This is a genomic window from Arthrobacter sp. (genome assembly GCF_048266065.1).
GTDB lineage: Bacteria > Actinomycetota > Actinomycetes > Actinomycetales > Micrococcaceae > Arthrobacter_H.
Genome location: NZ_JBLXAH010000002.1, coordinates 303,870 through 329,012 on the forward strand (window position 1 = coordinate 303,870; position 25,143 = coordinate 329,012).

28 protein-coding genes are annotated in these 25,143 nt (G+C 66.5%); 6 read left to right on the top strand and 22 right to left on the bottom strand.

What is annotated here, in order from left to right; translation table 11 throughout:
• Position 1: 1 nt before the first annotated feature.
• From ACN0TP_RS04465 to rfbA, 5 genes are all read right to left on the bottom strand, one after another.
• A complete protein-coding gene (locus ACN0TP_RS04465) occupies positions 2-769 on the bottom strand; it encodes a hypothetical protein (RefSeq protein WP_417217163.1) in 768 nt (255 codons plus the stop codon).
• Complete coding sequence (locus tag ACN0TP_RS04470) at positions 766-1,275, bottom strand: hypothetical protein (RefSeq protein ID WP_417217164.1); 510 nt, start codon at positions 1,273-1,275, stop codon at positions 766-768. The genes ACN0TP_RS04465 and ACN0TP_RS04470 overlap by 4 nt, the downstream gene beginning before the upstream one ends.
• A 132-nt stretch (positions 1,276-1,407) precedes the next feature.
• On the bottom strand, positions 1,408-1,944 hold the full coding sequence (gene tsaE / locus ACN0TP_RS04475) for a tRNA (adenosine(37)-N6)-threonylcarbamoyltransferase complex ATPase subunit type 1 TsaE (RefSeq protein ID WP_417217167.1): 537 nt from the start codon (positions 1,942-1,944) through the stop codon (positions 1,408-1,410).
• Between the two features lie 25 nt (positions 1,945-1,969).
• Positions 1,970-3,085: an alanine racemase gene (alr, locus tag ACN0TP_RS04480; protein ID WP_417217494.1), complete on the bottom strand. Its 1,116-nt coding sequence runs from the start codon at positions 3,083-3,085 to the stop codon at positions 1,970-1,972.
• 111 nt (positions 3,086-3,196) lie between these two features.
• Complete coding sequence (gene rfbA, locus ACN0TP_RS04485; protein ID WP_417217169.1) at positions 3,197-4,081, bottom strand: glucose-1-phosphate thymidylyltransferase RfbA; 885 nt, start codon at positions 4,079-4,081, stop codon at positions 3,197-3,199.
• A 74-nt stretch (positions 4,082-4,155) separates the two neighbouring features.
• On the opposite strand from rfbA, the gene rfbB reads away from it, so the two are divergent.
• The 3 genes from rfbB (at position 4,156) to ACN0TP_RS04500 (ending at position 8,063) form a co-directional block, all read left to right on the top strand.
• Entirely contained in the window at positions 4,156-5,154 is a 999-nt protein-coding gene (gene rfbB, locus ACN0TP_RS04490) for a dTDP-glucose 4,6-dehydratase (RefSeq protein ID WP_417217496.1), read from the top strand.
• Between the two features lie 2 nt (positions 5,155-5,156).
• The gene (locus ACN0TP_RS04495) at positions 5,157-6,602 is read left to right on the top strand and encodes a sugar nucleotide-binding protein (protein ID WP_417217171.1); all 1,446 of its coding nucleotides are present in this window, start codon (positions 5,157-5,159) and stop codon (positions 6,600-6,602) included.
• A 126-nt stretch (positions 6,603-6,728) separates the two neighbouring features.
• Positions 6,729-8,063 carry a UDP-glucose dehydrogenase family protein gene (locus ACN0TP_RS04500; RefSeq protein WP_417217174.1) on the top strand — a complete coding sequence of 445 codons (1,335 nt, stop codon included), beginning with the start codon at positions 6,729-6,731 and terminating at the stop codon, positions 8,061-8,063.
• On the opposite strand, the gene ACN0TP_RS04505 is transcribed toward ACN0TP_RS04500, so the two are convergent.
• Both ACN0TP_RS04505 and ACN0TP_RS04510 read right to left on the bottom strand, forming a co-directional pair.
• Positions 8,064-9,548: a bifunctional ADP-dependent NAD(P)H-hydrate dehydratase/NAD(P)H-hydrate epimerase gene (locus ACN0TP_RS04505; protein ID WP_417217176.1), complete on the bottom strand. Its 1,485-nt coding sequence runs from the start codon at positions 9,546-9,548 to the stop codon at positions 8,064-8,066.
• A gap of 3 nt (positions 9,549-9,551) precedes the next feature.
• On the bottom strand, positions 9,552-9,902 hold the full coding sequence (locus ACN0TP_RS04510) for a holo-ACP synthase (protein WP_417217178.1): 351 nt from the start codon (positions 9,900-9,902) through the stop codon (positions 9,552-9,554).
• Positions 9,903-10,051: 149 nt separating this feature from the next.
• Here ACN0TP_RS04510 and ACN0TP_RS04515 point away from each other — a divergent pair, with 149 nt between their 5' ends.
• Positions 10,052-10,627 (top strand): mycothiol transferase, encoded by a 576-nt coding sequence (locus tag ACN0TP_RS04515; RefSeq protein ID WP_417217180.1) that lies wholly within the window; start codon positions 10,052-10,054, stop codon positions 10,625-10,627.
• A gap of 59 nt (positions 10,628-10,686) precedes the next feature.
• Here the strand turns inward: ACN0TP_RS04515 and glmS are convergent, their stop codons facing one another.
• Positions 10,687-12,561: a glutamine--fructose-6-phosphate transaminase (isomerizing) gene (glmS, locus tag ACN0TP_RS04520; RefSeq protein WP_417217184.1), complete on the bottom strand. Its 1,875-nt coding sequence runs from the start codon at positions 12,559-12,561 to the stop codon at positions 10,687-10,689.
• 129 nt (positions 12,562-12,690) lie between these two features.
• Here glmS and coaA point away from each other — a divergent pair, with 129 nt between their 5' ends.
• Entirely contained in the window at positions 12,691-13,650 is a 960-nt protein-coding gene (gene coaA / locus ACN0TP_RS04525) for a type I pantothenate kinase (protein WP_417217187.1), read from the top strand.
• A 90-nt stretch (positions 13,651-13,740) separates the two neighbouring features.
• Positions 13,741-14,130 carry a large conductance mechanosensitive channel protein MscL gene (gene mscL, locus ACN0TP_RS04530; RefSeq protein WP_417217190.1) on the top strand — a complete coding sequence of 130 codons (390 nt, stop codon included), beginning with the start codon at positions 13,741-13,743 and terminating at the stop codon, positions 14,128-14,130.
• Between the two features lie 109 nt (positions 14,131-14,239).
• Here the strand turns inward: mscL and glmM are convergent, their stop codons facing one another.
• The 14 genes from glmM to rplO all read right to left on the bottom strand — a co-directional run bounded on the left by glmM (position 14,240) and on the right by rplO (position 25,142).
• On the bottom strand, positions 14,240-15,586 hold the full coding sequence (gene glmM / locus ACN0TP_RS04535; protein ID WP_417217193.1) for a phosphoglucosamine mutase: 1,347 nt from the start codon (positions 15,584-15,586) through the stop codon (positions 14,240-14,242).
• Between the two features lie 175 nt (positions 15,587-15,761).
• Positions 15,762-16,262, bottom strand: coding sequence for a 30S ribosomal protein S9 (gene rpsI / locus ACN0TP_RS04540; RefSeq protein ID WP_417217195.1), 501 nt, complete (start codon positions 16,260-16,262; stop codon positions 15,762-15,764).
• Between the two features lie 41 nt (positions 16,263-16,303).
• A complete protein-coding gene (rplM, locus tag ACN0TP_RS04545) occupies positions 16,304-16,747 on the bottom strand; it encodes a 50S ribosomal protein L13 (RefSeq protein ID WP_417217198.1) in 444 nt (147 codons plus the stop codon).
• A 298-nt stretch (positions 16,748-17,045) separates the two neighbouring features.
• Positions 17,046-17,945 carry a tRNA pseudouridine synthase A gene (locus ACN0TP_RS04550; RefSeq protein WP_417217498.1) on the bottom strand — a complete coding sequence of 300 codons (900 nt, stop codon included), beginning with the start codon at positions 17,943-17,945 and terminating at the stop codon, positions 17,046-17,048.
• 130 nt (positions 17,946-18,075) lie between these two features.
• Positions 18,076-18,759, bottom strand: a complete 684-nt coding sequence (rplQ, locus tag ACN0TP_RS04555) for a 50S ribosomal protein L17 (RefSeq protein ID WP_417217201.1) — start codon at positions 18,757-18,759, stop codon at positions 18,076-18,078.
• Between the two features lie 86 nt (positions 18,760-18,845).
• A complete protein-coding gene (locus ACN0TP_RS04560; protein WP_417217204.1) occupies positions 18,846-19,856 on the bottom strand; it encodes a DNA-directed RNA polymerase subunit alpha in 1,011 nt (336 codons plus the stop codon).
• 170 nt (positions 19,857-20,026) lie between these two features.
• Positions 20,027-20,428: a 30S ribosomal protein S11 gene (gene rpsK / locus ACN0TP_RS04565; RefSeq protein WP_343899997.1), complete on the bottom strand. Its 402-nt coding sequence runs from the start codon at positions 20,426-20,428 to the stop codon at positions 20,027-20,029.
• Positions 20,429-20,465: 37 nt separating this feature from the next.
• Positions 20,466-20,840, bottom strand: coding sequence for a 30S ribosomal protein S13 (gene rpsM, locus ACN0TP_RS04570; protein ID WP_343899998.1), 375 nt, complete (start codon positions 20,838-20,840; stop codon positions 20,466-20,468).
• A 157-nt stretch (positions 20,841-20,997) separates the two neighbouring features.
• The gene (gene rpmJ, locus ACN0TP_RS04575) at positions 20,998-21,111 is read right to left on the bottom strand and encodes a 50S ribosomal protein L36 (protein ID WP_071894985.1); all 114 of its coding nucleotides are present in this window, start codon (positions 21,109-21,111) and stop codon (positions 20,998-21,000) included.
• Between the two features lie 81 nt (positions 21,112-21,192).
• On the bottom strand, positions 21,193-21,414 hold the full coding sequence (gene infA / locus ACN0TP_RS04580; protein ID WP_068731548.1) for a translation initiation factor IF-1: 222 nt from the start codon (positions 21,412-21,414) through the stop codon (positions 21,193-21,195).
• A 207-nt stretch (positions 21,415-21,621) separates the two neighbouring features.
• On the bottom strand, positions 21,622-22,452 hold the full coding sequence (gene map / locus ACN0TP_RS04585; RefSeq protein ID WP_417217207.1) for a type I methionyl aminopeptidase: 831 nt from the start codon (positions 22,450-22,452) through the stop codon (positions 21,622-21,624).
• Between the two features lie 124 nt (positions 22,453-22,576).
• Positions 22,577-23,152, bottom strand: coding sequence for an adenylate kinase (locus tag ACN0TP_RS04590; RefSeq protein WP_417217208.1), 576 nt, complete (start codon positions 23,150-23,152; stop codon positions 22,577-22,579).
• Positions 23,149-24,453 carry a preprotein translocase subunit SecY gene (secY, locus tag ACN0TP_RS04595; RefSeq protein WP_417217210.1) on the bottom strand — a complete coding sequence of 435 codons (1,305 nt, stop codon included), beginning with the start codon at positions 24,451-24,453 and terminating at the stop codon, positions 23,149-23,151. Before secY ends, ACN0TP_RS04590 begins: the two co-directional genes overlap by 4 nt.
• A gap of 236 nt (positions 24,454-24,689) precedes the next feature.
• Entirely contained in the window at positions 24,690-25,142 is a 453-nt protein-coding gene (rplO, locus tag ACN0TP_RS04600) for a 50S ribosomal protein L15 (protein ID WP_417217211.1), read from the bottom strand.
• Position 25,143: the final 1 nt, after the last annotated feature.

Genomic DNA, 25,143 nt, shown 5'->3' on the forward strand with positions numbered 1-25,143 from the left:
CTCACGTGCCCTGGGCTGCCTCGAGGATCCGCCAGATCTCGCCACTGCGGATCGGCACCAGGTGGATCACGGGTCCGGCGGCCGAGGAGACCTGACCGAAGGCGTAGTGGCCGTGTTCGGCGGTCCCGATGAAGCCGTGTTCCGCCCCCGTGGGGGTCACCACGTCCCAGACGAACCAGTCGTCCCTCCACAGGGCTTGGGCATCGCCGAATTCGTGGGGCGGGGCACCCGCCGTCCCGTGGGCGCGTGCGGTGAACACGGGAACCGGCAGCTCCAACGTTCGCCCCTCCGGCGTGGTCCCGGGGCGGACGCCCGCCCAGGCGCAGAGCATGGTGGGGATCTCGGTGGCGTGCAGTTTCCTGATGGCCACGGGCAACTCGGCCCCCTGCACCGGCGCATGCTCCCCCGAGGCGGACCGCAACGTCGCCGCGTCCGGCCCGACACTCAGGATGCACTCCTGCCCGCCTGCGTAGATGAGCACTTCGGAGGTCAGCCCCTGGTGCCGACCGGTCGCATGCCACCTGGAGGTGGCTTCGGCAGCTGCCGGAACCAAGTCCAGTGCCTGTTCACCGAACCGGCCGGCGTCGTCGACCCATCCCTGCGTGGCCAGCTCCGCGATCATCGACCGATGCCGGCGCACGGTGGAGCGACGCAACCGCTGACGGGGCCACGCCTGGACCATCAATTCCCAGGCGGTCGGGCGGACCAGCGGTCCGCTCGGCCAGGCGGCATCGGCGGCCTGGTGGGCGCCGTTCGATGGGGCATTCATGCTGCCAGATGGATCCTGTCTTCAAGTTCGTCGAAGTCCTGAATATGGCGGCGGAAATGGTCCAGGGGGCAGGTCGCCGCGATCTCCAGCGTACGTTCTCCCTGGCCCAGCACCCAACGTCGGGTGAACAGTGCCACCCCGCTCCTCCGGTGCGTCAGATCCATGCGGCTGGCCGGGAACCCGGCAAGATGGCCCTTGCTGACATCGACCACGTAGAGCCCGCCGATTCCCTGCATGACATTGCCGGACGTGTACTCGACGGCGATGATGCTGCTCGCCGGGACAAGACCCCGGGGAAGACCTGCAGCACGGATGTCCACCGGTTGGGAGAGGATGTCCAGTCCCTGGACGGTCACCGGAACGGCGTCGCCGGTCAGGTCGTTTGCATCGCCTGCCGTACCCGGCCGGCCCGTTCCGCCATCCCCGGCACGATAGGCCAGGTAGTTGCACCCCTCGGCCTCCAGCCGCTTCCAGCCCACGGGCAACTCCACCTCAACCAATCTCACAGCCTGCCCGCCTCTCCATCCGGACCAGCCTAGGACGGGCACGGCGTCACCGCGATGGGGAGAACTCCCCATCGACGCGCCCGAGGACCGGTGACGAAGCCCCGGGATGGATCATGCTTGGCATCCCGCGCGTCAGAAGAGGCGGCGATCCATCCAGGCGGGACCAAAGGCCGCCACCGTGATCGTGCGGGGCTCGTCGTCCTCGCTCTCCGAAAAATCGAGTTGCAGGGGTTCCCCGCTGCCGGACATGGTCGAACCGCTCTCACGGGTCAGGGTGACCTCCAGCCGCGAGTCGCTCAACTGCTCGGCTTTGCCAGCACCCCATTCGATGACGGTGACCGAACGGTCCATGCCCTGTTCCAGGTCGAGGTCCTCGAGCTCATCGATGCCGGAGAGCCGATAGGCGTCCACGTGGACCAGGTCGGGCCCTCCGGTCAGCGACGGGTGGATCCTCGACAGGACGAAGGTCGGGGAGATGATGCCCTCCCGCACCCCGAGCCCGGCTCCCAGGCCCTGGGTGAAAGTGGTCTTGCCGGCCCCGAGTTCGCCGGTGAGCAGCAGCAGGTCACCGGCCCGCAGCGAGGAGCCGATGCGGGCCGCGAGTTCCTGCGTGGACTCCGGGCCGCAGGTGTTCAGCTCGGCACTCCACAGCGGTTCGGGTGGCTGCACGCCCCGGGGCGCGCCTGCCGTGGCATCAGACATCCTTGGGCCCCCAGGACCCCTCGACATACAGTCGGGGCACGCGCGGGGAGATCCGCGTGACGATTTCGTAGTTGATGGTGCCGGCCGCGGCCGCCCACTCGTCGGCCGAGGGCCCCTCACCGCCGAACAACACGGCCTCGGTACCCACCAGTGCCGCGGGATCGGGAACGTCCCCGAGGTCGACGACGAACTGGTCCATGGCGATTCGCCCCCGGCTGGGCAACTTGCGCCCGCCGATGAGCACGGGGCCCTCCACGGCGGACCGGGGCACCCCGTCGCCGTACCCCATCGGGATGAGGGCCAACGTGGTGGCTTCGGCGGTCCGGTAGGTCAACCCGTAGGAGACACCCTGTCCGGCGGGGACTTCCTTGACGTTGGCGACCCGTGCCACCAGGCGCATCGCCGGGCGCAGCCCCAACTGGCGGGACGTCTGGTCCGCGAAGGGACTCAGCCCGTACATGCCCAGACCCAGCCGGACCAGGTCGAAGTGTGCATCAGGACGGGAGAGGATCGCCGGGGTATTGGCCGCATGGCGTACTTCCAGGTCGAACCCTGCATCTTCGGCGAGACTCACGGCCTCGCGGAACAATTCCAGTTGGGCGTCGGTCTCGCCCCGATCCGGTTCATCGGCCACTGCCAGGTGGGTGAAGACCCCGACCACCCGCAGCAGCCCAGCTTCCTGGTATTCAGCGGCGGCTCCGAGCAGCCGTTCCCACTGGGCCGGCGGGCAGCCGTTGCGCCCCAGACCCGTGTCGATCTTCAAGTGGACCCGTGCCGGGCGTTCGGCCTGCTTTGCGGCTGCTGCAATGTAGTCGAGTTCCCAGCCGGAGACCCCGAGGTCGACGTTGCGGGCAATGGCCTCGGCAAACGGGGCATCGGTGGTGTGCAGCCAGGCCAGCGTCGGCGCCGTGATGCCTGCGTCACGGACCACGAGCGCCTCGCTGATGTGGGCGAACCCGAGCCAACCGGCACCGGCCTGCAACGCCGCGGCCGCGACCGGCAGGACACCGTGCCCGTAGGCATCGGCCTTGAGCACGGCCATGACGGTGGCCGGCGCGGCGAGCTCGATCACCCGCTTGACGTTGTCCCGGATCGCCGAGAGGTCGATTTCCGCCCGTCGTTCGTACTCGGGGCCGGGAGCGAATCCGTGGGCCGTGGGCGTGGTGTCGCCGTGTTCTCCCCGGCGCTCAGTTTGCGAAGTCACTCCATCATTCTCGCATCAGCTGCCCACGCGCTGGTTGGCCGGCTCCAGCAGGTTCAGCAGGTACCGCCCGTAGCCGCTCTTGACCAGCGGCCGGGCCAGGGCATCGAGCTCGCCATCGGTGATGAAGCCCTGCCGCCAGGCGATCTCCTCCGGGGCACTGAGTTTCAGGCCCTGCCGGGCATCGATGGTGCGGATGTAGTTCGAGGCGTCATTCAGGGACTCGAACGTCCCGGTGTCCAACCAGGCGGTCCCCCGGGGCAGCACCGAAACCTTCAGTTCACCTGCTTCCAGGTAGCGGCGGTTCACATCGGTGATCTCCAGCTCCCCCCGCGGTGAGGGCTTCAACGCGCGGGCGATCTCCACGACCTGGTTGTCATAGAAATACAGGCCCGGGACCGCATAGTTGCTCCGCGGGTGCTCGGGCTTCTCCTCCAGGGACACCGCGTTGCCTGCCGCATCGAACTCCACGACGCCGTAAGCCTGCGGATCCGCCACGTGGTACCCGAAGACCGCCGCGCCCTCCAGATCGGCCAGCTTCTGCAGCTGGGTCCCCAACCCGGACCCGTAGAAGATGTTGTCCCCGAGCACCAGGGCGACCTTGCCGTCGCCGATGTGCTCCTCGCCGATCAAGAACGCCTGGGCCAGGCCATCCGGGGATTCCTGCACCGCATACGTCAAATCCAGGCCCCACTGCGACCCGTCACCGAGCAGCCGGTGGAACTGGTCGGCGTCGTGCGGGGTGGTGATGAGCAGGATCTCCCGGATGCCGGCCAACATGAGCGTGGCCAGCGGATAGTAGATCATCGGCTTGTCGTAGACCGGGACGAGCTGCTTGCTGATGCCCTGGGTGATCGGATGCAACCGCGAGCCGGTTCCCCCGGCAAGAATGATTCCCCTCATGGGCCCCACCGTACTGTGTCACGTGCGCGGAACGGTAGGGCATGACGGCCTCCCCACCGGGTAATGTCATGGTCATGGACAACCTCGTGGTCACCGGCGGTGCCGGCTTCATCGGTTCGAATTTCGTGCACTACGTCCTGGAGCACACCGATGCCCGGGTCACCGTCCTGGACAAGCTGACCTACGCGGGGAACACCGCCTCCCTGGCCGGCCTGGACCCGGAACGGTTCCGCCTGGTCGAGGGCGACATCTGCGACGCAACCCTGGTGGACAGCCTCGTCGGTGAGGCAGACGCCGTCGTGCATTATGCCGCCGAGTCCCACAACGACAACTCCCTGCACGATCCCCGCCCGTTCCTGGACACGAACATCACCGGCACCTTCACCCTGCTCGAGGCGGCCCGCCGGCACGGCACCCGGTACCACCACATCTCCACCGACGAGGTCTACGGGGACCTGGAACTCGATGACCCCCAGCGTTTCACCGAGCACACCCCCTACAACCCCTCCAGCCCGTATTCCTCCACCAAGGCCGGCTCGGACCTGCTGGTGCGGGCCTGGGTCCGCTCCTTCGGAGTGCGGGCCACGATCAGCAACTGCTCGAACAACTACGGTCCCTACCAGCACGTGGAGAAGTTCATCCCCCGCCAGATCACCAACCTGATCGACGGCGTGCGCCCCCGCCTGTACGGCAGCGGGGCCAACGTGCGCGACTGGATCCACGCCGATGACCACTCCAGCGCCGTCTGGACCATCCTGCAGCACGGACGCATCGGGGAAACCTACCTGATCGGCGCCGACGGCGAACGCAACAACCTCGACGTCGTGCGCGCCCTGCTGGAGGTCTTCGGCCACGATCCCGACGCGTTCGACCACGTCACCGACCGGGCAGGCCACGACCTGCGCTACGCGATCGACTCGACCAAGCTGCGCACCGAACTCGGCTGGGCCCCGGCCCGCGCGGACTTCGCCGCCGGCCTGGCCGACACCGTCGCCTGGTACCGCCAGAACGAGGCCTGGTGGCGCCCGCAGAAGGCGGCCACCGAGGCGAAGTACCAGCAGGCAGGACACTGAACATGGCCCAGAACCCACCCCCGGCACCCCTGGCCGTGACACCGGTGGCGAACATCCCCGGGATGCTCGTGCTCACCCTTCCCGTGCCCGGGGACAACCGCGGCTGGTTCAAGGAGAACTGGCAGCGCGCGAAGATGACGGCCCTGGGCCTGCCCGACTTCGGGCCGGTGCAGAACAACATCTCCTTCAACGCAGCCATCGGCACCACCCGCGGCATCCACGCCGAACCCTGGGACAAGTACGTCTCCGTCGCCACCGGGCGGATCTTCGGCGCCTGGGTCGACCTGCGCGCCGGGGACTCCTTCGGGGAGGTCTTCACCACCGAACTCGGCCCCGACACCGCGGTGTTCGTCCCGCGCGGGGTCGGCAACGCCTTCCAGACCCTCGCCGAGGACACCGCCTACACCTACCTGGTCAACGACCACTGGTCCGCAGAAGCCACCGACAACTATGCATTCGTGAACCTGGCCGATCAGAGCGCGGCCATCGACTGGCCCATCCCCCTGGAGCGGGCCGAGCTCTCCGCCAAGGACCGTGCCCATCCGGCGCTGGCCGACGTCGAACCCGTGCAGCCGTTGCGCACCCTGGTCCTGGGTGCCGGCGGCCAACTCGGAACCGCACTGCGCCGGCACTTCGCCGACCGCGCCGACGTCGACTACGCCACCCGCGCCGAGGCGGACCTCACGGACGCCGCGGGGTTGGCGGCCCGCGACTTCTCCGGCTACTCCACCATCATCAACGCCGGCGCCTACACCCGCGTCGACGACGCCGAGACCCCCGACGGGCGCACCGCGGCCTGGGCCGCGAACGCCACTGGTGTCGCCGCCCTGGCCAGGATCTGCGCCGCGAGGAACCTCACCCTGGTCCATGTCTCCAGCGACTACGTCTTCGACGGGACCTCACCGTCCCCCTACCCCGAGGACGCCGAGCTGTCCCCGCTGGGCGTCTACGGCCAATCCAAGGCCGCCGGGGACCTGGCCGTGGGAACCGTGCCGCGGCACTACCTGATCCGCACCAGCTGGGTCATCGGGGACGGCAACAACTTCGTGGCCACCATGCTCTCCCTGGCCGAACGCGGGATCAGCCCCTCGGTCGTCAACGACCAATTCGGGCGCCTGTCCTTCACCGACACGATCGCCGCAGGAATCGCCCACCTGCTGGCCACCGGCGCCCCATACGGGACCTACAACCTGACCAACGCCGGGGAACCGGCCAGCTGGGCCGACATCGCCGCGGAGGCCTTCGCCGCCGCCGGCCGGGACCGGGCCGATGTCACCGGGATCAGCACCGCCGAGTACTTCGCCGGCAAGCAGGCAGCCCCCCGGCCGTTGAACTCGGTCCTGGACCTGAACCGGATCCATGCCGCAGGCTTCGCACCACGGGACCAGCACGAGGCACTGCACGCCTACCTGGCTTCCAGGTCCCCCGGAGGGCCCTCCCCCACCTGAGTCCGGCCACCACGCCCGGTCTTCCACCGGTCGACGGCGCGCATTCACCGGATGGCCACGCACCACCCACCGGCCACGGTTAGCATGGTCGAAGTCCACCGCCCACCACCGCATAGTTAGGTCCACATGACGCTCAGGATTTCAGTGATCGGCACCGGATACCTCGGCGCCACCCATGCTGCCTGCATGGCCGAGCTCGGGTTCGAGGTCATCGGCGTGGACGTCGACCAGGACAAGATCAACCGCTTGTCCCAGGGCGACCTGCCCTTCCACGAACCCGGCCTGCCGGAACTGCTGGTCAAGCACGTGCGCTCGGGGCGCCTGCGTTTCACCACGGACTACGCAGAGGTCGGCGGGTGGGCCGACATCCACTTCATCGGTGTGGGAACCCCGGAACGGGCAGCGGACCGCGGTGCCGACCTGCGCTATGTCGACGCCTCCATCCAGTCGCTCGCCCGGCACATCACCCGCGATGCCCTCGTGGTGGGCAAGTCAACGGTCCCGGTCGGCACAGCGCGTCGCCTCGCAGGTGTCCTCGCCGCCGAGTCACGGCCCGACGTCAACGTGGAGCTGGCCTGGAATCCGGAATTCCTGCGCGAGGGCTTCGCGGTCAAGGACACGGTGTCCCCCGACCGGCTCGTGTTCGGCGTCGACTCCGGCGCGGCCGAGGCCCGGTTGCGGGAGGTCTACGCCCGGGCCCTGGGCCAGGACACCCCGCTGGTCGTCACCGATTTCGAGACGGCGGAACTGGTCAAGGTCGCGGCCAACGCCTTCCTGGCCACCAAGATCTCCTTCATCAACGCCTTCTCGGAGGTCACCGAGACCGTGGGCGGCGACATCCGTACCCTGGCCGATGCGCTGGGATTTGACGCACGCATCGGCCGCAAGTTCCTCAACGCCGGGATCGGTTTCGGCGGCGGCTGCCTGCCCAAGGACATCCGGGCCCTGCAGACACGGGTCAGCGAGCTCGGGCTGAACCACACGATGGACTTCCTGCACAATGTGGACGACATCAACCTGCGCCGACGGGACCGGGTGGTCTCCCTGGCGCACCAGATGCTGGACAACTCGGTGGCCGGCCGCCGCATCGCGGTGCTCGGCGTCGCTTTCAAGCCGGACAGCGACGATGTCCGCGACTCCCCGGCCCTCGACGTGGCCGGGCGGCTCTACAACGACGGTGCCGAGGTGACCGTCTACGACCCGGAGGGAAATGACAATGCACGACGCCGGTTCCCGCGCCTGGGCTATGTGGACTCCGTGGCCGACGCCGCCCGCGACGCCGACCTGGTCCTGTTGCTCACGGAGTGGAACGAATTCAAGGCGCTGACACCCGCCGACCTGGCCCCGCAGGTCCGGGGCACCCGGCTCGTCGACGGACGCAACGTGCTGGACCACGCCCAGTGGGAGCAGGCCGGCTGGACCATCGCGGCACTGGGGCGCAGGTTCGACCCGGCGGGCTGACTACGCCAGGTCGTCCCGTCCGGCCGCCTGGGCCAGCCGTCCGGCCCCGAAGCCGCCATCGCGGCCGGCCACCCGGGCGGCATCGCCCTGCCGGTAGGCTGCGGCGGCGGCCAGTTCGACGAGGCCGTGGGTCGAGTGGTCCCCCGCGGCGGAGGTGGCCAGCATGGCCCCGAGCATCCCGGTCAGCACGTCCCCGCTACCGGCCGTCGCCAGCTGGGCCGGTCCGTTGAGGCTGACCACCGTGTAGCCGTCGGGAGCCACGACGATCGTTGAGTGGCCCTTCAGCAGGACCACCGACGAATAGCCGACGGAGGCCCACCGGGCCCACCGCACCGGATCGGCCTCGATGTCGGCGGCCGTGACCCTCACTCCGGCCCGGCCCAGCAGGTCCTCGAGTTCACCGGCATGGGGGGTCAGGATGAGCCGCGAGTGCCCTTGCGATGGCTGCAGGGCACGCAGCGCGCTGGCATCGACGACGGCCCGTTGGCCGGACCCCAGGACTTGTTCGACGGCCGCCAATTGCGCCGCGTCCTCCGCGATGCCCGGGCCCATGGCCCAGGCGTCGACGCGCACGTCGGGCCCGGCGGCGGGAACGGCTTCGGGGACCGCCGCGGCGATCAGTGCGGCGGGGCGCTCAGGGGCCAGGGTGCGCAGCATGCCGACCGAGGTGTTCACCGCCGCAGTTGCCGCCAATACTGCGGCGCCGGGATAGGTGTCCGAACCGGCGACCAGGCCGAGGACCCCGCGGGAATACTTGTGCTGGCTTCCGGTGGGCCGGGGCGTGGCGGACTCGACATCGGCACGGGTGGTGACCCTCAGGTCCGGTTGGCCGAGCACCGCCTCCAGGCCGATGTCAACGATCTCGACGCGGCCGGCCAACAGCCGCCCGGCCCCGACACACAGCCCGGTCTTCAGCGCCCCGAACGTCACTGTCAGGTCAGCTGGCAGGACATTGCCCAGGGCGGCCCCCGTGTCGGCGTCCACCCCGGAGGGAAGGTCGCAGGCAACCACCGGCAGGTCATCGGGCACCTCGGGCCGGGACAGGCGCCCCTGCGCACCGGTACCCAGCACCGCGTCGATCACCAGGTCGACGCCGCGCAGCGCCTCGGTGGCGGCCCGGAATCGGCGGCTCTTGCCCCGCGCCCCCGAGGCGGGTACTCCGCCATCGATCACGCGTCCGCCGGTGCGGCGGAAGGCGGCCAGGGCCTCCGGGTGGGCCCGGTCCCCCAGCAGGATCGCGGTGCAGGCCACACCGCGGCCTGCCAAGCGGGCCAGGGCATAGAGTCCGTCGCCTCCGTTGTTGCCGGTGCCGATCAGTGCTGCGACCCGGGCCCCGTAGACGGCACCATAGCGGGCGCGGAGCAGGGCCATGACGTGGTGTGCGAGTCCGTGGGCCGCAGTGCGCATGAGCGCATCGCCGTCCCCGGATTCGAGGAGGCCGGCTTCGGCGGCACGGATCTGTGTTCCCGTGTAGGCGTTCAGCATCGTCTAGCGCTCCGCAACGACCATGGCGGTGGCCAGGTCCCCATCGTGGCTGAGGGAGAGGTGCCAGTATTGGACGTCCTTGGCCACCGCGGCCTCGGCCACCGTGCCGTCCACCTGCACCTGGGGATCCCCGGCGGCGTCGACGACCACCTGGCAGTGCTGCCAATTCATCCCGACCGGGGCGCCCAGGGCCTTGGCAATGGCCTCCTTGGCGGCAAACCGTGCTGCCAGCGAACGCATGTTCAATTCGCGTTCGGCCGGGACAAACAACCGTTCGCGCAGGGCTGGGGTGCGTTCGAGTTGGGCTCGGAACCGGGAAACCTGCACTACATCAACGCCAATGCCGACAATCATGCCACCAGCTTATCCGGTGTTGCCGGTGCGAACTGTCGCGACCCTTCAGCCCCGTGCTCCCGGTACAGCGAGGGAGAACGCGACGGCGGGAAGTTGGGCCACCGGAGGTGCAGGAGTAGCCTCGGTTTCCCCACGACCAAGGAGCCCACATGTCCTCTCCAGCAGCCCTGGCCCTGCTCACCGATGGCTTCGGACGCGTTGCCGAAACCGTCACCACGCTCGTCACCGGCGCCAGTTCCCGGGTGTTGTCGTACCGGCCGGATGAGGCCTCGAACTCCGTGGCCTGGCTGGTGTGGCATCTCAGCCGGGTGCAGGATGACCACCTGGCCGACCTCGCGGCGGTGCTCGCCGGACGGGCAGATCCTGCCGAAGCCGGCGAACACCGGATCCCCGAGGGACAACTGTGGCAGCAGGGTGGTTGGGCCGCCCGGTTCGGCCTCCCCTACGGTCCACACGACACGGGGTATGGCCATGCGTCCGGCGACGTTGCTGCCTTTTCGGCCACCGACGGAGAACTGTTGGCCGGTTACCACGCTGCAGTGCACGAGGCCACGCTGGAAATTGTCGGATCGTTGACGGAACCCGACTTCACCCGCGTCGTGGATCGACACTGGCAGCCGGAGGTGACCGCCGCGTCCCGGCTGGTCAGCGTCCTGAACGACACGACCCAGCACGCCGGACAGGCCGCCTATGTCGCGGGCCTGGCCGAACGGTCCCACGGGTAGACGGGCGAACGCCCCGGGACCGAAGGGTACCGGGGCGTTGCAGCGCTTGCTGGCCGGGACTACTCGACCGTGACCGACTTCGCCAAGTTCCGCGGCTGGTCGACATCGAATCCCTTGGCACTGGCCAATTCGCAGGCGAAGAGCTGCAAGGGAACGGTGGCCAGCAACGGCATCAGCAGCGTCGGTGTCTCCGGGACGTGGAAGACGAACTCCGCGTAATCGCGCACCGCCTCGTCGCCGGCTTCGGCGATCACCAGGGTCTTGGCTCCGCGGGCCCTGACCTCCTGGATGTTCGAGACCACCTTGGCGTGCAACGAGTGCCGTCCCCGGGGGGAGGGCACGACGACGAAGACCGGCTGGCCGTCGTCGATCAGCGCGATCGGCCCGTGCTTCAGCTCCCCGGCCGCAAAGCCCTCGGCGTGGATGTAGGCGATCTCCTTGAGCTTGAGAGCACCCTCCATGGCCACCGGGTACCCGACGTGTCGGCCCAGGAACAGCACCGAGCTGGCACCGGACATCGAGCGGGCCAGTTCCTTGATGACGTCGGCCCGGTCCAGGACGTCCTGGATCTTCGCCGGGATGTCCTGCAGGTCGGACAGGATGTCCTTGATCTGTCCGGTGAACAGGTTGCCGCGCAGCTGGGCCAGGTACAAGCCGAGGATGTAGGTGGCGGTGATCTGGGCGAGGAAGGCCTTCGTGGAGGCCACTGCGATTTCCGGTCCGGCGTGCGTGTAGAGCACGGCGTCGGATTCGCGCGGGATCGTTGACCCGTTGGTGTTGCAGATGGAGAGCGTCTTGGCGCCCTGCTCCTTGGCGTACCGGACCGCCATGAGGGTGTCCATGGTTTCACCGGATTGTGAAATCGACACGATCAGCGTTTTCGCGTCAAGGATCGGGTCGCGGTAGCGGAACTCGTGGCTGAGCTCGACCTCAACCGGAATCCGGCACCAGTGCTCGATCGCGTACTTGGCCACGGAGCCCGCGTACGCTGACGTGCCACAGGCCAGCACGATGATCTTGGAGATGCCTGCCAGTTCCGAGGCGTCGATGCGCAATTCGTCCAGCGTCATCTTCCCGTCGGCGTCGTAGCGGCCCAGCAGCGTATCGGCGACGGCCGCGGGCTGGTCGAAGATCTCCTTCTCCATGAAGGAATCGAAGCCGCCCTTTTCCGCGGCTGCCGCGTCCCAGTCCACGTGGAACTCGGTGCCCTCTGCGGGGTTGCCGTGGAAGTCCGTGATGGTGTGGTCGTCCGGGGTGATCGTCACGATCTGGTCCTGCCCCAGTTCGACAGCACGCCGGGTGAAGTCGATGAACCCGGAGACGTCGGATCCCAGGAAGTTCTCCCCGTCGCCGAGCCCCACGACGAGCGGGGAATTGCGTCGGGCGGCCACGACGACGCCGGGCTGGTCCTCGTGGATGGCAAGCAGCGTGAAGGCGCCTTCCAGGCGTTGGCAGGCCAATTGCATCGACGTGGCCAGATCCCGCCCACCGGCGTGGGTGTAGATGTCGCCGAGCAGTACGGCGGCGACCTCGGTGTCGGTTTCGGATTCGAAGTGGTATCCGGCAGCGAGCAGTTCCTGGCGCAGGTCCGCGAAGTTCTCGATGATGCCGTTGTGGATCATGGCCAGCTTGCCGCCGTCGGCCAGATGCGGGTGGGCGTTGCTGTCCGATGGCCCGCCGTGGGTGGCCCAGCGCGTGTGGCCGATGCCGGTCAACGAGGCCGGGAGCGGGTTGGCCTCGAGTTCGTCGATGAGGTTGACGAGCTTGCCCGCCTTTTTGCGGGACTCCACACCGGTTTCTCCGAGTACCGCGACTCCGGCGGAGTCGTAGCCACGGTATTCCAACCGCCGCAAGCCTTCGAGCACCACGTCGAGGGCGCCGTGGTCACCGGTCGTCTTTTCTGGGCGGCCTACGTAGCCAACAATTCCACACATGGATCCAAGAATACCGTGCCCGGGGCCCTCCCACGGTCACCCACGGCATCGCCCGGCCCGGCCCATTGGCGTGCGGCCATCGCCGCCTCCGGTTTGGGAATAACACACAGCCCTTGGCACAATTCATGGGTGACCTCACCCCGTGACAATGACGCCGGCGTCTCCCCCTATGTGGAGTTGGACCGCCAGACGTGGGCCCGGCTGTCCAACGAGATCACCCAGCCCCTGGACGAAGGCGATCTGATCCGCCTCAGCGGGCTCGGCGAAAAGCTGGACCTGACGGAAATCCGCGACGTCTATCTTCCGTTGTCACGCCTGTTGAATCTGTACGTCCAGGCCGCTGGCCGGCTGCACCAGGCGACCAACACCTTCCTCGGGGAGTCCACGCGCCGGACCCCCTTCGTCATCGGTGTCGCGGGATCGGTGGCCGTCGGCAAGTCCACCACCGCCAGGGTGCTCCAGGAAATGCTGCGTCGTTGGCCGGACACCCCCAACGTCGAGCTGGTGACCACCGACGGGTTCCTCTACCCGAACGACGTCCTGGAACGACGTGGGCTGATGCACCGCAAGGGCTTTCCCGAGTCCTACGACCGCCGCGCCCTGTTGCGCTTCGTCTCGACGGTCAAGTCCGGGGCCGAAGAGGTCCGTGCCCCCTGGTACTCACACCTGACCTATGACATCGTCCCGGGCAAGGAGGTCGTGGTGCATCGGCCCGACGTGCTCATCGTCGAGGGCCTCAACGTCCTGGCCCCCGCACAGGTCAGGTCGGACGGCACGGCGGGACTGGCGCTCAGCGACTTCTTCGATTTCTCCGTGTACGTCGATGCCCGGACGCAGGCCATCGAGAACTGGTACGTGAAGCGTTTCATGAAACTGCGCAGCGGCGCCTTCGCCGACCCGGCATCCTATTTCCACCGGTACGCCAGCCTGACCGATTCGGAAGCCCAGGAGACCGCCCTGGGAATCTGGCGTCGGATCAATGAACCCAACCTGCGCGAAAACGTGCTCCCGACGCGCGGCCGGGCCCAGTTGGTGCTCACGAAGGACAGCGACCATTCCATCCGACGCATGCTGCTCCGGAAGATCTGATCCGACAAAATCCACTTCCCGGGAAAAGTTCATGCCGAATTTCGTCCAATTTCCCTACAATCACCGGTCGGTCTGGGTAGAGTGATCCGCATGTTACAGGGATTCAAGGAATTCATCATGAAGGGCAACGTCGTAGACCTTGCCGTCGCTGTTGTGATTGGTGGAGCTTTCGCCACCGTCGTCGATGCACTCGTGAACAGCGTGCTCATGCCGCTGATCTCCGTGCTCGTGGGTACGCCGAACTTTGACAACTTCCTGGCCGTCGGCCCGGAACATGCGATCAAGATCGGTGTCCTCCTCACCGCCGTCGTCAATTTCCTGCTGGTTGCCGCGGCGATCTATTTCGTGGTGGTGATGCCGATGAACAAGATCATCGAGCGCCGCAACGCCCGCATGGGCATTACCCCGGAGGAGGAAGAAGTCGACCCGCAGGTACTGCTGCTGACCGAAATCCGCGATTCACTCAAGACACGCGGCTAACCACCGAAGAACCACCGGTCGCAGCAGCGATCCGGCCCGACCTCGTGGGCCCCATCCAACGGATGGGGCCCACCTTCATGTCCGGGCCGGATCGTCGGCGGCCAAAGTCCTAGAGCGCCAGTTCGGCCAGGACGACGTCGGCCAGCCGGTTCGCCACGTCCCCTGCCACCGCATGGTCGGTCGCCTCGACCATGACACGCACCACGGGCTCGGTGCCCGAGGGACGCAACAGTACCCGGCCGGAGCCACCCAGTTCGGCTTCGGCACCCTGCACGGCCTCGGAGACCACCGTGTTGGTGTGGGCGCCGTACTTGTTGACGCCCTTGACGTTGATGAGGACCTGCGGCAGGACGGTCATGACCGATGCCAGGTCCTTGAGGGACTTTCCGGTGGCCGCCACGCGGGAAGCGAGCTGGAGTCCGGTCAACACCCCGTCACCGGTGGTCGCGAAGTCCGAGAAAATGACGTGGCCGGACTGCTCGCCGCCCAGCGTGTAGTTGCCCGAGCGCATCTCCTCCAGGACGTATCGGTCCCCCACTCCCGTTTCGGCGACGTGGATGCCGGCGTTCTCCATGGCGATCTTCAGCCCCAGATTGCTCATGACCGTGGCAACCAGGGTGTCGTCCTTGAGTTCCCCGGCCTCCTTGAGCGCGAGGGCCATGATGGCCATGATCTGGTCGCCGTCCACCACGGTTCCCTCATGGTCGACCGCCAGGCAGCGGTCGGCGTCGCCGTCGTGGGCGATCCCCAGATCGGCGCCTTCGGCCACGACCCGCTCCTGGAGCTTCTCCAGATGGGTGGAGCCATAGCCCTCGTTGATGTTGTTCCCGTCCGGGCTGGCCCCGATGACGACGACCTCGGCGCCTGCTGCGGCAAACGCCTCCGGCGAGCATCCGCTGGCCGCACCGTGCGCGCAGTCCAAGACGACCTTGAGGCCATCGAGGCGATGCGGCAGGGTCTTGAGCAGGTGCACGACGTAGCGGTCCTCGGCGTCGGCAAAACGCTTGATGCGCCCCACATCGGCTCCGACAGGACGCGGCGACTCCTCCTGGAGCTGGGCCTCGATCGCGTCTTCCTGGGCGTCCGAGAGCTTCTGTCCGCCGCGGGCCAGGAACTTGATGCCGTTGTCGGGCGCCGGGTTGTGCGATGCCGAGATGACGACGCCGAAATCAGCTTCCATGTCGGCGATGAGGTACGCCGCGGCAGGTGTGGGGAGGATGCCGGCGTCGAACACGTCGACGCCCACCGAGGCGAACCCTGCCTCAATCGCCGAGGCGATGAAGTCGCCGCTGATCCGGGGGTCCCGCGCGACGACCGCCAGCGGCCGCTTGCCCTCGGGCACGTTTTGCAGCCCGAGCACCACTGCGGCGGCTTCTGCCAGGTTCATGGCCAGCGCCGGGGTGATCAGGACATTTGCTTTTCCGCGCACGCCATCGGTGCCAAATAATGTAGCCATCCCGCCCATCTTATCGTCCGTTGGATCGAATGATGCGTGTTCCAGCTACGATCCGGACACACTTCCCACGCGCCGTGGGCGGCCGTGTGGTGGTACACAGCAGTTAAAGACCAAGGACCCCGGGGCATTGCCCTGGGGTCCTTGGCGCGGAACGGTGTGGTTCCGCCGAAGCGGCTTAGCGCTTGGAGTACTGCGAGGCCTTGCGTGCCTTCTTGAGGCCTGCCTTCTTGCGCTCGATGACGCGGGCGTCACGAGTCAGGAAGCCGGCCTTCTTCAGCGACGGGCGGTTGTTCTCGCGGTCGATTTCGTTCAGCGAGCGGGCAACGCCCAGGCGCAGCGCACCGGCCTGGCCCGAGGGGCCACCGCCGTGGATGCGGGCGATGACGTCGTACGCGCCGTCGAGCTCGAGGAGCTTGAACGGTTCGTTGACTTCCTGCTGGTGCAGCTTGTTGGGGAAGTAGTCCTCGAGCGTGCGCCCGTTGACGACCCAGCTACCGGTTCCCGGCACGAGGCGCACGCGGGCGATGGCCTGCTTGCGGCGGCCGACGGCCGAACCGCCAACGGTCAGCGCCGGGCGCTCCTTGACGACGGTCTCTTCGGCCGCGGACGACTCGGAGGTGTAAGCGGTCGGAGCCGCACCCTCAAATTCATTCAGCTCTTCAGTGTTCTGAGCCACGATTCTCCTTGAAAACTAGTCTCTTGTTTCGGGGCCCAGCGCTACTGCGCGACCTGGGTGATTTCGAAGGTCTTGGGCTGCTGGGCAGCGTGCGGGTGCTCGGCACCGCGGTAGACCTTCAGCTTGGACAGCTGCTCTGCAGCAATCGAGTTCTTCGGGAGCATGCCGCGAACGGCCTTCTCCACAGCCTGAACCGGGTTCTTCTCGAGCAGTTCGGCGTAGCTCACGGACTTCAGGCCACCCGGGAAACCGGAGTGGCGGTACGCGCGCTTCTTTTCGAGCTTGGCACCGGTGAGGGCGACCTTCTCGGCGTTGATGATGATGACAAAGTCGCCCATGTCCATGTGGGGGGCGAATGTTGCCTTGTGCTTGCCACGCAGCAGAGTTGCGGTCTGGCTGGCGAGACGGCCCAGAACGACGTCAGTGGCGTCAATGACGTGCCACTGGCGAACTGCGTCGCCGGCTTTCGGAGAGTACGTACGCACGGTTATTGCCTTCGTTTCCTTGGATACTGGTCAAGCGTTCCGCCCGCGGTGGCTGTGAGATCCACCGGCAAGAAGAACACTGTGTTTTCGATGCGCTGTACCAGTTCTTCAGGTGAGGTCTGAATTCAACCGGCCATCCATGAGCTGCCTGCAGTCTCCTCAGACCAGGGCCCTGCAACTGGGCCGTCACGCGGAGAAAGTTGTGTCAGGCATAGGACACGCACAACAGCTGCCAACTTTACCGCATCCGCGCCCACGCTCCAAAAGCCAGGAGACGGCTTCACCCCCGGGGCGGCCGTCAAGGGCGCCCGATGTCCTCCGGCCGACGCCGGGCGCGGGTCGACTCCGCACGCTCGGCCAGCTGGTGGTCCGGGGGGTAGGCGACTTCCTCCAGGACCAGCGGATGGGGGGCGGCCATGCGCGTCCTGTGGTCCCGAAGCGGAGCCGCCAGTCGATGCCCGATCCATCCGGGTTGTTCCTGGCCGTCCCCCACCCGCAGGACGGCGCCGATGAGGGTCCTGACCATGTTGTGGCAGAAGGCGTCGGCGCGGAGATTGGCCACGAGGATCCCGTCGTCATGACGGGCGAAGGAGAACTCCTCCAGTGTGCGGATGGTGGTGGCGAAATCCTTGGGACGGCAGTAGGACAGGAAGTCGTGACGTCCGATCGCCGCCTGGGCTTCGGCATTGAGCTGTAGAGGATCCAGGGCGTTCGGGTGCCAGAGTGTCGTGGCGCGCGTCAGCGGATCCCACAGCGCGGGCCCATCAGCGATGCGATAGGTGTAGCGCCGCCACAGCGCGGAGAAACGGGCGTCGAACCCGGGCGCGGCGGCTTGGGCCTCGTGCACGAAGACGTCGCCGCCAATCCGGGTGCTCACTCCACGGACCCTGCGCAGCAGTGCCTCGTCCTCGGTGAGGTCCTTGCCCCGGGGCAGTGCACGGTATTCCGCCTCGGTGAGGTCGAAGTGGGCCACCTGACCGCGAGCGTGGACCCCGGCGTCGGTTCGTCCAGCCACCGTGGTGCGCACGGGGCGGCGGAAGAGCAGGGCGAGGACGTCTTCAAGACTGCCCTGCACGGTCCGGCGCCCGGGTTGCACTGCCCACCCCGAGAAGGCCGAACCGTCGTAGGCCAGCCGCAAACGGATCCGCACCGTGGCGGGCTCGCTGGTCGAGGCGTCGATGGCGCTCGTGGCGGCCATGGCGTCGGTGTGTACTGCGGATGTAGGTGGCATGGCCTTCATCATAGGATGCCGCCGGTTGGTGACGCGAAAGGACCCCCATCCCGAAGGGTGGGGGTCCTTTCGCTACGGCGCGAACGCCGACAGGGTGCTACTCGGCGATCTGCTGTGCCTCGTCGCCACCGGCGGGCTCGAAGCCCGCGGCCTTGGCTGCCTCGGCGGTGGCAAACCACACCTCGGCAACGGTCGCGTCATACCAGCGCGAGCCGGGAACGTGGTACTTCATCGAGTCCACGTTGCCCTTGATGTCTGCGCCCTCGGGAGCGTCGCCGCTCTCGGTGGCTGCAACGGCACCCTCGAACTTGGCGGCGGTTGCCGCGTGGTCGGTGGCCTCGGCCTCGACCGGAGCGGACGTCTCGGCAGCCTTTTCGGCTTCCTTCACCACGGCCTGCTTCGGGGATACCGGCTCCAGCACCAATTCGATGACGGCCATGGGGGCGTTGTCGCCCTTGCGGTTGCCGATCTTGGTGATGCGGGTGTAGCCACCTTCGCGCTCGGCCATGGCCGGGGCGATGTTGGTGAACAGCTCGTGCACGACGGACTTGTTGGTCCGGCTGCGCGAGGCGATGGCTGCCTGGACGCGGCGGCGTGAGGACAGGTCCCCGCGCTTGGCGAACGTGATCAGACGCTCGGCGTACGGGCGAAGGCGCTTGGCCTTCGTCACCGTCGTCGTGATCGACTTGTGCTCAAAGAGCTGGGCGGACAGGTTCGCCAGCATGAGGCGCTCGTGGGATGCTCCGCCTCCGAGTCGCTTTCCCTTGGTTGGGGTAGGCATTGTTGTTTTCTCCTCAAATGGAGCCCGCCGGCCAGCGCGTCACCGCGCGGGTCCCTCGGGCAAAGTACATTACTTTGAAGGCGGCCTTAGGCCTCTTCGTCACCGTATTCGGCGTCGTCCTCGTCGATGGCGGCAGCACGAGCGGCCAGGTCAAACCCGGGAGGGGAATCCTTCAGGGACAGACCCAGTTCAATGAGCTTCGCCTTGACCTCGTCGATGGACTTGGCACCGAAGTTGCGGATGTCCATGAGGTCGGCCTCGGAACGGGCCACGAGCTCGCCCACCGTGTGGATGCCCTCGCGCTTGAGGCAGTTGTACGAACGAACGGTCAGCTCGAGATCCTCGATCGGCAGCGCCATGTCGGCGGCGAGTGCGGCGTCCGTCGGTGACGGGCCGATCTCGATGCCTTCTGCTGCAGAGTTCAGTTCACGGGCCAGCCCGAACAGCTCGACCAGGGTCGTACCGGCCGAGGCGACGGCGTCGCGCGGCAGGATGGAATCCTTGGTCTCGACGTCCACGATGAGCTTGTCGAAGTCGGTGCGCTGCTCGACACGGGTGGCCTCCACACGGAAGGTCACCTTCAGAACGGGTGAGTAGATGGAGTCGACCGGGATGCGGCCGATCTCTGCCTCGAGGCTCTTGTTCTGTGCCGCCGAGACGTAGCCGCGGCCACGCTCGATGGTCAGCTCCATGTCGAACTTGCCCTTCGCATTCAATGTCGCGATGTGCAGATCCGGGTTGTGGAACTCGACGCCGGCCGGCGGGGTGATGTCCGCGGCCGTGACGACGCCGGGGCCCTGCTTGCGCAGGTAGGCGACGACGGGTTCGTCGTGCTCGGAGGACACAGCGAGGTTCTTGATGTTCAGGATCAGCTCGGTGACGTCTTCGGTCACACCCTGGACGGTCGTGAACTCGTGCAGCACGCCATCAATGCGAACACTGGTGACAGCTGCACCAGGGATCGAGGACAGCAGGGTGCGGCGCAGCGAGTTGCCCAGGGTGTAGCCGAAACCCGGCTCCAAGGGCTCAATGGTGAACCGCGAACGGTTCGGTGCTACTACTTCTTCGGTGAGGGTGGGGCGCTGTGCAATAAGCACTTACATTTCCTTTCAGCGTGCATCCGCTATATGACGCATCACATGTGGGTGGAAACGACGTCTGCCGTCTGGCGTCCGTCTAGATCGGGCGAGTGAACCGCATGTGGCGCGCGCCGCCGTCGTCCCCTGTTCGAGGGGACGACGGCGGCACACTCCGGCATCGGGTCAAACTAGACGCGGCGACGCTTCGACGGGCGGCAACCGTTGTGGGCGCTCGGGGAGACGTCCTGGATGGACCCCACCTCGAGGCCGGCGGCCTGCAGCGAGCGGATGGCGGTTTCGCGACCGGAGCCCGGTCCCTTCACGAACACGTCGACCTTCTTCATGCCGTGTTCCTGGGCGCGCTTGGCTGCCGACTCGGCTGCCATCTGCGCGGCGTACGGGGTCGACTTGCGGGAGCCCTTGAAGCCAACCTCGCCGGCCGAGGCCCACGAGATGACGGCACCGGTCGGGTCCGTGATGGACACGATGGTGTTGTTGAAGGTGCTCTTGATGTGCGCCTGACCCAGCGCGATGTTCTTCTTGTCCTTGCGACGCGGCTTGCGGACCGCTCCACGAGTCTTTGGGGGCATTGCTAACTCCTACGAGATGTTTGGCTGGGACCGCTGTTTAGCGGGTCTTCTTCTTACCGGCGACGGTGCGCTTCGGGCCCTTGCGGGTACGAGCGTTGGTCTTGGTGCGCTGTCCGCGGACCGGCAGGCCCTTGCGGTGGCGAATGCCCTCGTAGGATCCGATCTCGACCTTGCGGCGGATGTCGGCTGCTACTTCGCGGCGGAGGTCACCCTCAACCTTGAAGTTTCCCTCGACGTAGTCACGCAGCTGGACCAGCTGCTCGTCACTGAGGTCCTTGACACGAGTTTCCGGGGTGATCCCGGTCTCGGCAATGGTTTGTTCTGCACGGGTCTTGCCCACGCCGTAGATGTATGTCAGCGCAATGACAACGCGCTTTTCGCGCGGGATGTCTACGCCTGCGAGACGAGCCATATTGGTGTCTTCCTCACATGTTTCGCGGAGGTGTGGAGCAGTACACACCCTGTTTCCAGGTCCCCGGCCTCCGTGCCGGGGGTGTGCGTCCCGCGTAATGGACGCTGTACTGCCGATATTCGATTACTACGCGCAGGTTCAGGTTCCCGAAGGAGACTTAGCCCTGACGCTGTTTATGGCGTGGGTTTTCGCAGATCACCATGACCCGCCCGTTACGGCGGATCACCTTGCACTTGTCGCAGATCGGCTTCACGCTAGGGTTAACCTTCACGGTTTGGGTCCTTTGCGGTTGCTGTTTCAGTGGAACTGTAACTACCTTCGCGTCCCTGGCGGACCGGGGACGCGGAAGTCCTTACTTGTAGCGGTAGACGATGCGTCCACGATTGAGGTCGTACGGGCTGAGTTCCACCACTACACGGTCCTCCGGAAGGATTCGAATGTAGTGCTGACGCATCTTTCCCGAGATAGTGGCAAGTACCACGTGTCCGTTCGGCAGCTCAACGCGGAACATCGCGTTGGGAAGTGCTTCCGATACGGTGCCTTCTACCTCGATGACACCCTCTTTCTTGGCCATATCCTCCGCTAACGTTTGTGCCGGTCGCTGGTGCTTCCGGCGTGTATGTTCTTGGCTGACGAGCGCCCGTGCCCGGCAGCCGGTGTTTAACCGGGAGTTCTTTTGGGCACAAACGTAGAGACAACCAACAAACAATCCTACGCGGCTGATCCGATTTTGCGAAATCCTGCATCGGGCTCCGCCACTCCCCTGTGCCGTGGGGTGGAGCTATCCCTGCAGTGGCGAGGGGGTGATGCCGAAGGGCGCCAGGCCGGCGGCACCGCCGTCGTGCGCCGTGAGGACCCAGATGCCCCCCAAGTGCACAGCCACGGTGTGCTCCCATTGCGAGGCACGCGAACCATCGGTGGTCACGACCGTCCAGTCGTCATCGAGTACCCGCGTTTCGATGCCCCCGCGCACCAGCATCGGCTCGATGGCCAGGCACATGCCCGGCTTAACGCGTGGGCCACGATGCCCGGAACGGTAGTTCAGCACGTCCGGGGCCTGGTGCATTTCGGTACCGATCCCGTGGCCGACATAGTCTTCCAGGATTCCCAGTGGCGCCCCGTCGCGGGAGGAGACGAAGTCGTCGATGGCCTCACCGATCTCGCCGACGAAGCGGGCATTTGCCAGTGCTGCGATCCCTCGCCACATGGCCTCTTCCGTGATGTCCGAGAGGCGCTGGTCCTCCGGAGCGGCCGTTCCGACGATCACCGTCCGGGCGGAATCGGCGTGCCACCCCTCGATGATCGCCCCGCCGTCGATCTTGAGTACGTCGCCATCGGCGAGCACGTAGTCCGAGGGGAATCCATGGACGACCTGGTCATTGACCGAGGCGCAAATGGTCGCGGGGAACCCGTAATAGCCCTTGAAGTTGGAGGTGGCCCCATGCTTGTCGAGCACTGCCTCGAACACCCGGTCGAGCTCGGCTGTGGTGGTGCCGGCCTGGGCGGCGGCTACCGCGGTGTCCAGCGCTTCGGCCAGGACCAGTCCCGCCTTGCGCATGGTGAGGATCTGGTCGTTGGACTTGTACTCGATCTTGGGCTGGCCGAATGCCATGTGGTTCCTCCGGTTCGGTGGTCAAGCGATGGGCGGCGCTGCGGCCGCTGGTCGGGGAAGCCAAGACGGCCGCCACGTGCGCACTGGGTGCGGTGACGGCCGTCTCTCCCCCAGGGGAATGCACCTAGGCGGGGTCCACGTCCAGGACGGTCAGCACGCGGGCGGTGACCTCGTCGATGTCGCCGAGTCCGTCGACGTGGCGGACGATGCCGCGCTCCAGGTACCGGTCCACCACGACCTGGGTCTGCTTCTCGTAGACATCGAGGCGGTGCCGGATCACGTCCTCGGTGTCGTCAGCCCGCCCTTCGATCTCTGCGCGCTTGAGCAAGCGGGCCACGAGCTCGTCGGAATCCGCGGTCAGTTGCAGCACCACGTCCAGTTCGACGCCCGCTTCCTTGAGGATGTCGTCGAGCTCGTCGACCTGCGCGGAGGTCCGGGGGTAGCCGTCGAGCAGGAATCCGTTGGCCACGTCATCCTGCTGGAGCCGGTCACGCACCATGCGGTTGGTGACCGAGTCGGGGACGTAGTCCCCCGCGTCCATGTACTTCTTGGCTTCAAGACCGAGTGGCGTTCCGCCCTTGACGTTGGCCCGGAAGATGTCACCGGTGGAAATGGCCACGATACCCAGGCGGTCCGTGATGCGAACGGCCTGGGTTCCCTTGCCCGAACCGGGCGGGCCAATGATCAAGAGTCTTGTCATCGCAGAAGTCCTTCGTAGTGTCGCTGTTGCATCTGGGCATTGATTTGCTTGACCGTCTCGAGGCCCACACCAACCATGATGAGGACCGAGACGCCACCGAACGGGAAGTTCTGGTCGGCCTTGATCAGGACGAAGGCGATCAGTGGCGTCAGGGCGATGAAGCCAAGGTAGATGGCTCCCGGGAACGTGATACGGCTCAGCACGTAGGACAGGTAGTCCGCGGTGGGGCGGCCGGCTCGGATCCCCGGAATGAAGCCACCGTACTTCTTCATGTTGTCGGCGACCTCGGTCGGGTTGAAGGTGATCGCCACGTAGAAGTAGGTGAAGAAGATGGTCAGGACCAGGTAGACAGCCATGTAGAGGGGGCTGCTGCCGTTGAAGTTGGCCTGGATCCAGACGGCCCATCCCGGGAGGGATCCGTCGGGGCGCATGTTGAACTGCACCAGCATCTGCGGCAGGGCAAGCATGGAGGAGGAGAAGATCACGGGGATCACGCCGGCCATGTTGACCTTGATCGGGATGTAGGTGGAGCTGCCTCCGACCGTCCGGCGTCCAACCATCCGCTTGGCGTACTGCACGGGCACCCGGCGCTGCGAGAGCTCCACGAAGACCACGAGCGCCACCACGCACAGCCCGATCAGGATGACGCCGGTGAAGACGCCCCATCCCTGGGTGCGGGCGATGGTCCCCATGGAGGACGGGAAGCCCGAGGCGATGGACACGAAGATCAGGATGGACATGCCGTTTCCGACACCCTTTTCCGTGACCAGTTCGCCCATCCACATGATGAGGCCGGTTCCGGCCGTCAGGACGATGACCATGAGCAGGATGTGGATGATGCTCTGGTCCGGCACGATCGGCAGCGCGCAGCCCTGGAAGAGGTTGCCACTGCGGGCCAGCGAAACCAGTGTGGTTGCCTGCAGCAGACCCAGGGCGATGGTCAGGTACCGCGTGTACTGCGTCAGGGTCGACTGCCCGGAGGCGCCCTCCTTGTGCAGCTCCTCGAAGCGGGGGATGACGACGCGGAGCAGCTGCACGATGATCGAGGCGGTGATGTAGGGCATGATGCCCAACGCGAAGATCGACACCTGCAGCAGTGCGCCTCCGCTGAACAGGTTGACGAACTGGTAGAGGCCGCCCGACGTGTTGCCCATTTCCAGGCACTGTTGAACGTTGCCGTAGTCGACTCCGGGTGCCGGAGTGTAGACGCCAAGACGGTAGATGGCGATGATGCCGAGCGTGAACAACAACTTACGTCGCAGGTCAGGCGTCCGGAATACCCGGGCAATGGCGCGGAGCAAGCGTCCTCCTGAAAGGTGTGGTTTCGGCCTGATGCCGGAATGGACTTCTGAGAGTCTACCGGTTGTCGGTGCTCTTCGAAGCAGTGAAGCGGTCTGGTGCCGATCCGTTGGGCCAAGGCCCGGGGCAGACGGCGGTGGAATACCGCAGGTGATCGGGGACGCGAAAGGTCCCCACTTCTCCGGGCTGTGCCCGGGAGGTGGGGACCTTTCAGCTATGCCGTGCTGTCACGGGGACCTTAAAGCGAGGTCACCGAACCGCCGGCAGCGGCGATCTTTTCCGCGGCGGACGACGAGAAGGCGTTGGCCTTCACGTTGACCTTGACGGTGATGTCGCCGGAACCGAGGACCTTGACGGGCTGGTTCTTGCGAACGGCGCCCTTCTCGACCAGGTTCTCGACGGTGATGTCGCCGCCATCGGGGAACAGTTCCGAGATCTTGTCCAGGTTCACGACCTGGTACTCGACGCGGAACGGGTTCTTGAAGCCACGCAGCTTCGGCAGGCGCATGTGCAGCGGAAGCTGCCCACCCGCGAAGCCGGCCTTGACCTGGTAGCGGGCCTTCGTGCCCTTGGTGCCACGGCCAGCGGTCTTGCCCTTGGATGCCTCACCGCGACCCACACGGGTCTTTGCGGTCTTGGAACCTTCGGCAGGACGCAGGTGGTGGACCTTGAGTGCCTTTTCATTGGCCATG

What these genes read in the sequence shown, in the direction of transcription:
- ACN0TP_RS04465 (WP_417217163.1), bottom strand. Translation starts at nt 769, where the DNA reads ATGAATGCCCCATCGAACGGCGCCCACCAGGCCGCCGATGCCGCCTGG.
- rfbA (WP_417217169.1), bottom strand. Translation starts at nt 4,081, where the DNA reads ATGAGGGGAATCATTCTTGCCGGGGGAACCGGCTCGCGGTTGCATCCG.
- rfbB (WP_417217496.1), top strand. Translation starts at nt 4,156, where the DNA reads ATGGACAACCTCGTGGTCACCGGCGGTGCCGGCTTCATCGGTTCGAAT.
- ACN0TP_RS04495 (WP_417217171.1), top strand. Translation starts at nt 5,157, where the DNA reads ATGGCCCAGAACCCACCCCCGGCACCCCTGGCCGTGACACCGGTGGCG.
- ACN0TP_RS04500 (WP_417217174.1), top strand. Translation starts at nt 6,729, where the DNA reads ATGACGCTCAGGATTTCAGTGATCGGCACCGGATACCTCGGCGCCACC.
- ACN0TP_RS04505 (WP_417217176.1), bottom strand. Translation starts at nt 9,548, where the DNA reads ATGCTGAACGCCTACACGGGAACACAGATCCGTGCCGCCGAAGCCGGC.
- ACN0TP_RS04510 (WP_417217178.1), bottom strand. Translation starts at nt 9,902, where the DNA reads ATGATTGTCGGCATTGGCGTTGATGTAGTGCAGGTTTCCCGGTTCCGA.
- ACN0TP_RS04515 (WP_417217180.1), top strand. Translation starts at nt 10,052, where the DNA reads ATGTCCTCTCCAGCAGCCCTGGCCCTGCTCACCGATGGCTTCGGACGC.
- glmS (WP_417217184.1), bottom strand. Translation starts at nt 12,561, where the DNA reads ATGTGTGGAATTGTTGGCTACGTAGGCCGCCCAGAAAAGACGACCGGT.
- mscL (WP_417217190.1), top strand. Translation starts at nt 13,741, where the DNA reads ATGTTACAGGGATTCAAGGAATTCATCATGAAGGGCAACGTCGTAGAC.
- glmM (WP_417217193.1), bottom strand. Translation starts at nt 15,586, where the DNA reads ATGGCTACATTATTTGGCACCGATGGCGTGCGCGGAAAAGCAAATGTC.
- ACN0TP_RS04550 (WP_417217498.1), bottom strand. Translation starts at nt 17,945, where the DNA reads ATGGCCGCCACGAGCGCCATCGACGCCTCGACCAGCGAGCCCGCCACG.
- rplQ (WP_417217201.1), bottom strand. Translation starts at nt 18,759, where the DNA reads ATGCCTACCCCAACCAAGGGAAAGCGACTCGGAGGCGGAGCATCCCAC.
- rpsK (WP_343899997.1), bottom strand. Translation starts at nt 20,428, where the DNA reads ATGCCCCCAAAGACTCGTGGAGCGGTCCGCAAGCCGCGTCGCAAGGAC.
- rpsM (WP_343899998.1), bottom strand. Translation starts at nt 20,840, where the DNA reads ATGGCTCGTCTCGCAGGCGTAGACATCCCGCGCGAAAAGCGCGTTGTC.
- infA (WP_068731548.1), bottom strand. Translation starts at nt 21,414, where the DNA reads ATGGCCAAGAAAGAGGGTGTCATCGAGGTAGAAGGCACCGTATCGGAA.
- map (WP_417217207.1), bottom strand. Translation starts at nt 22,452, where the DNA reads ATGGCATTCGGCCAGCCCAAGATCGAGTACAAGTCCAACGACCAGATC.
- ACN0TP_RS04590 (WP_417217208.1), bottom strand. Translation starts at nt 23,152, where the DNA reads ATGACAAGACTCTTGATCATTGGCCCGCCCGGTTCGGGCAAGGGAACC.
- rplO (WP_417217211.1), bottom strand. Translation starts at nt 25,142, where the DNA reads ATGGCCAATGAAAAGGCACTCAAGGTCCACCACCTGCGTCCTGCCGAA.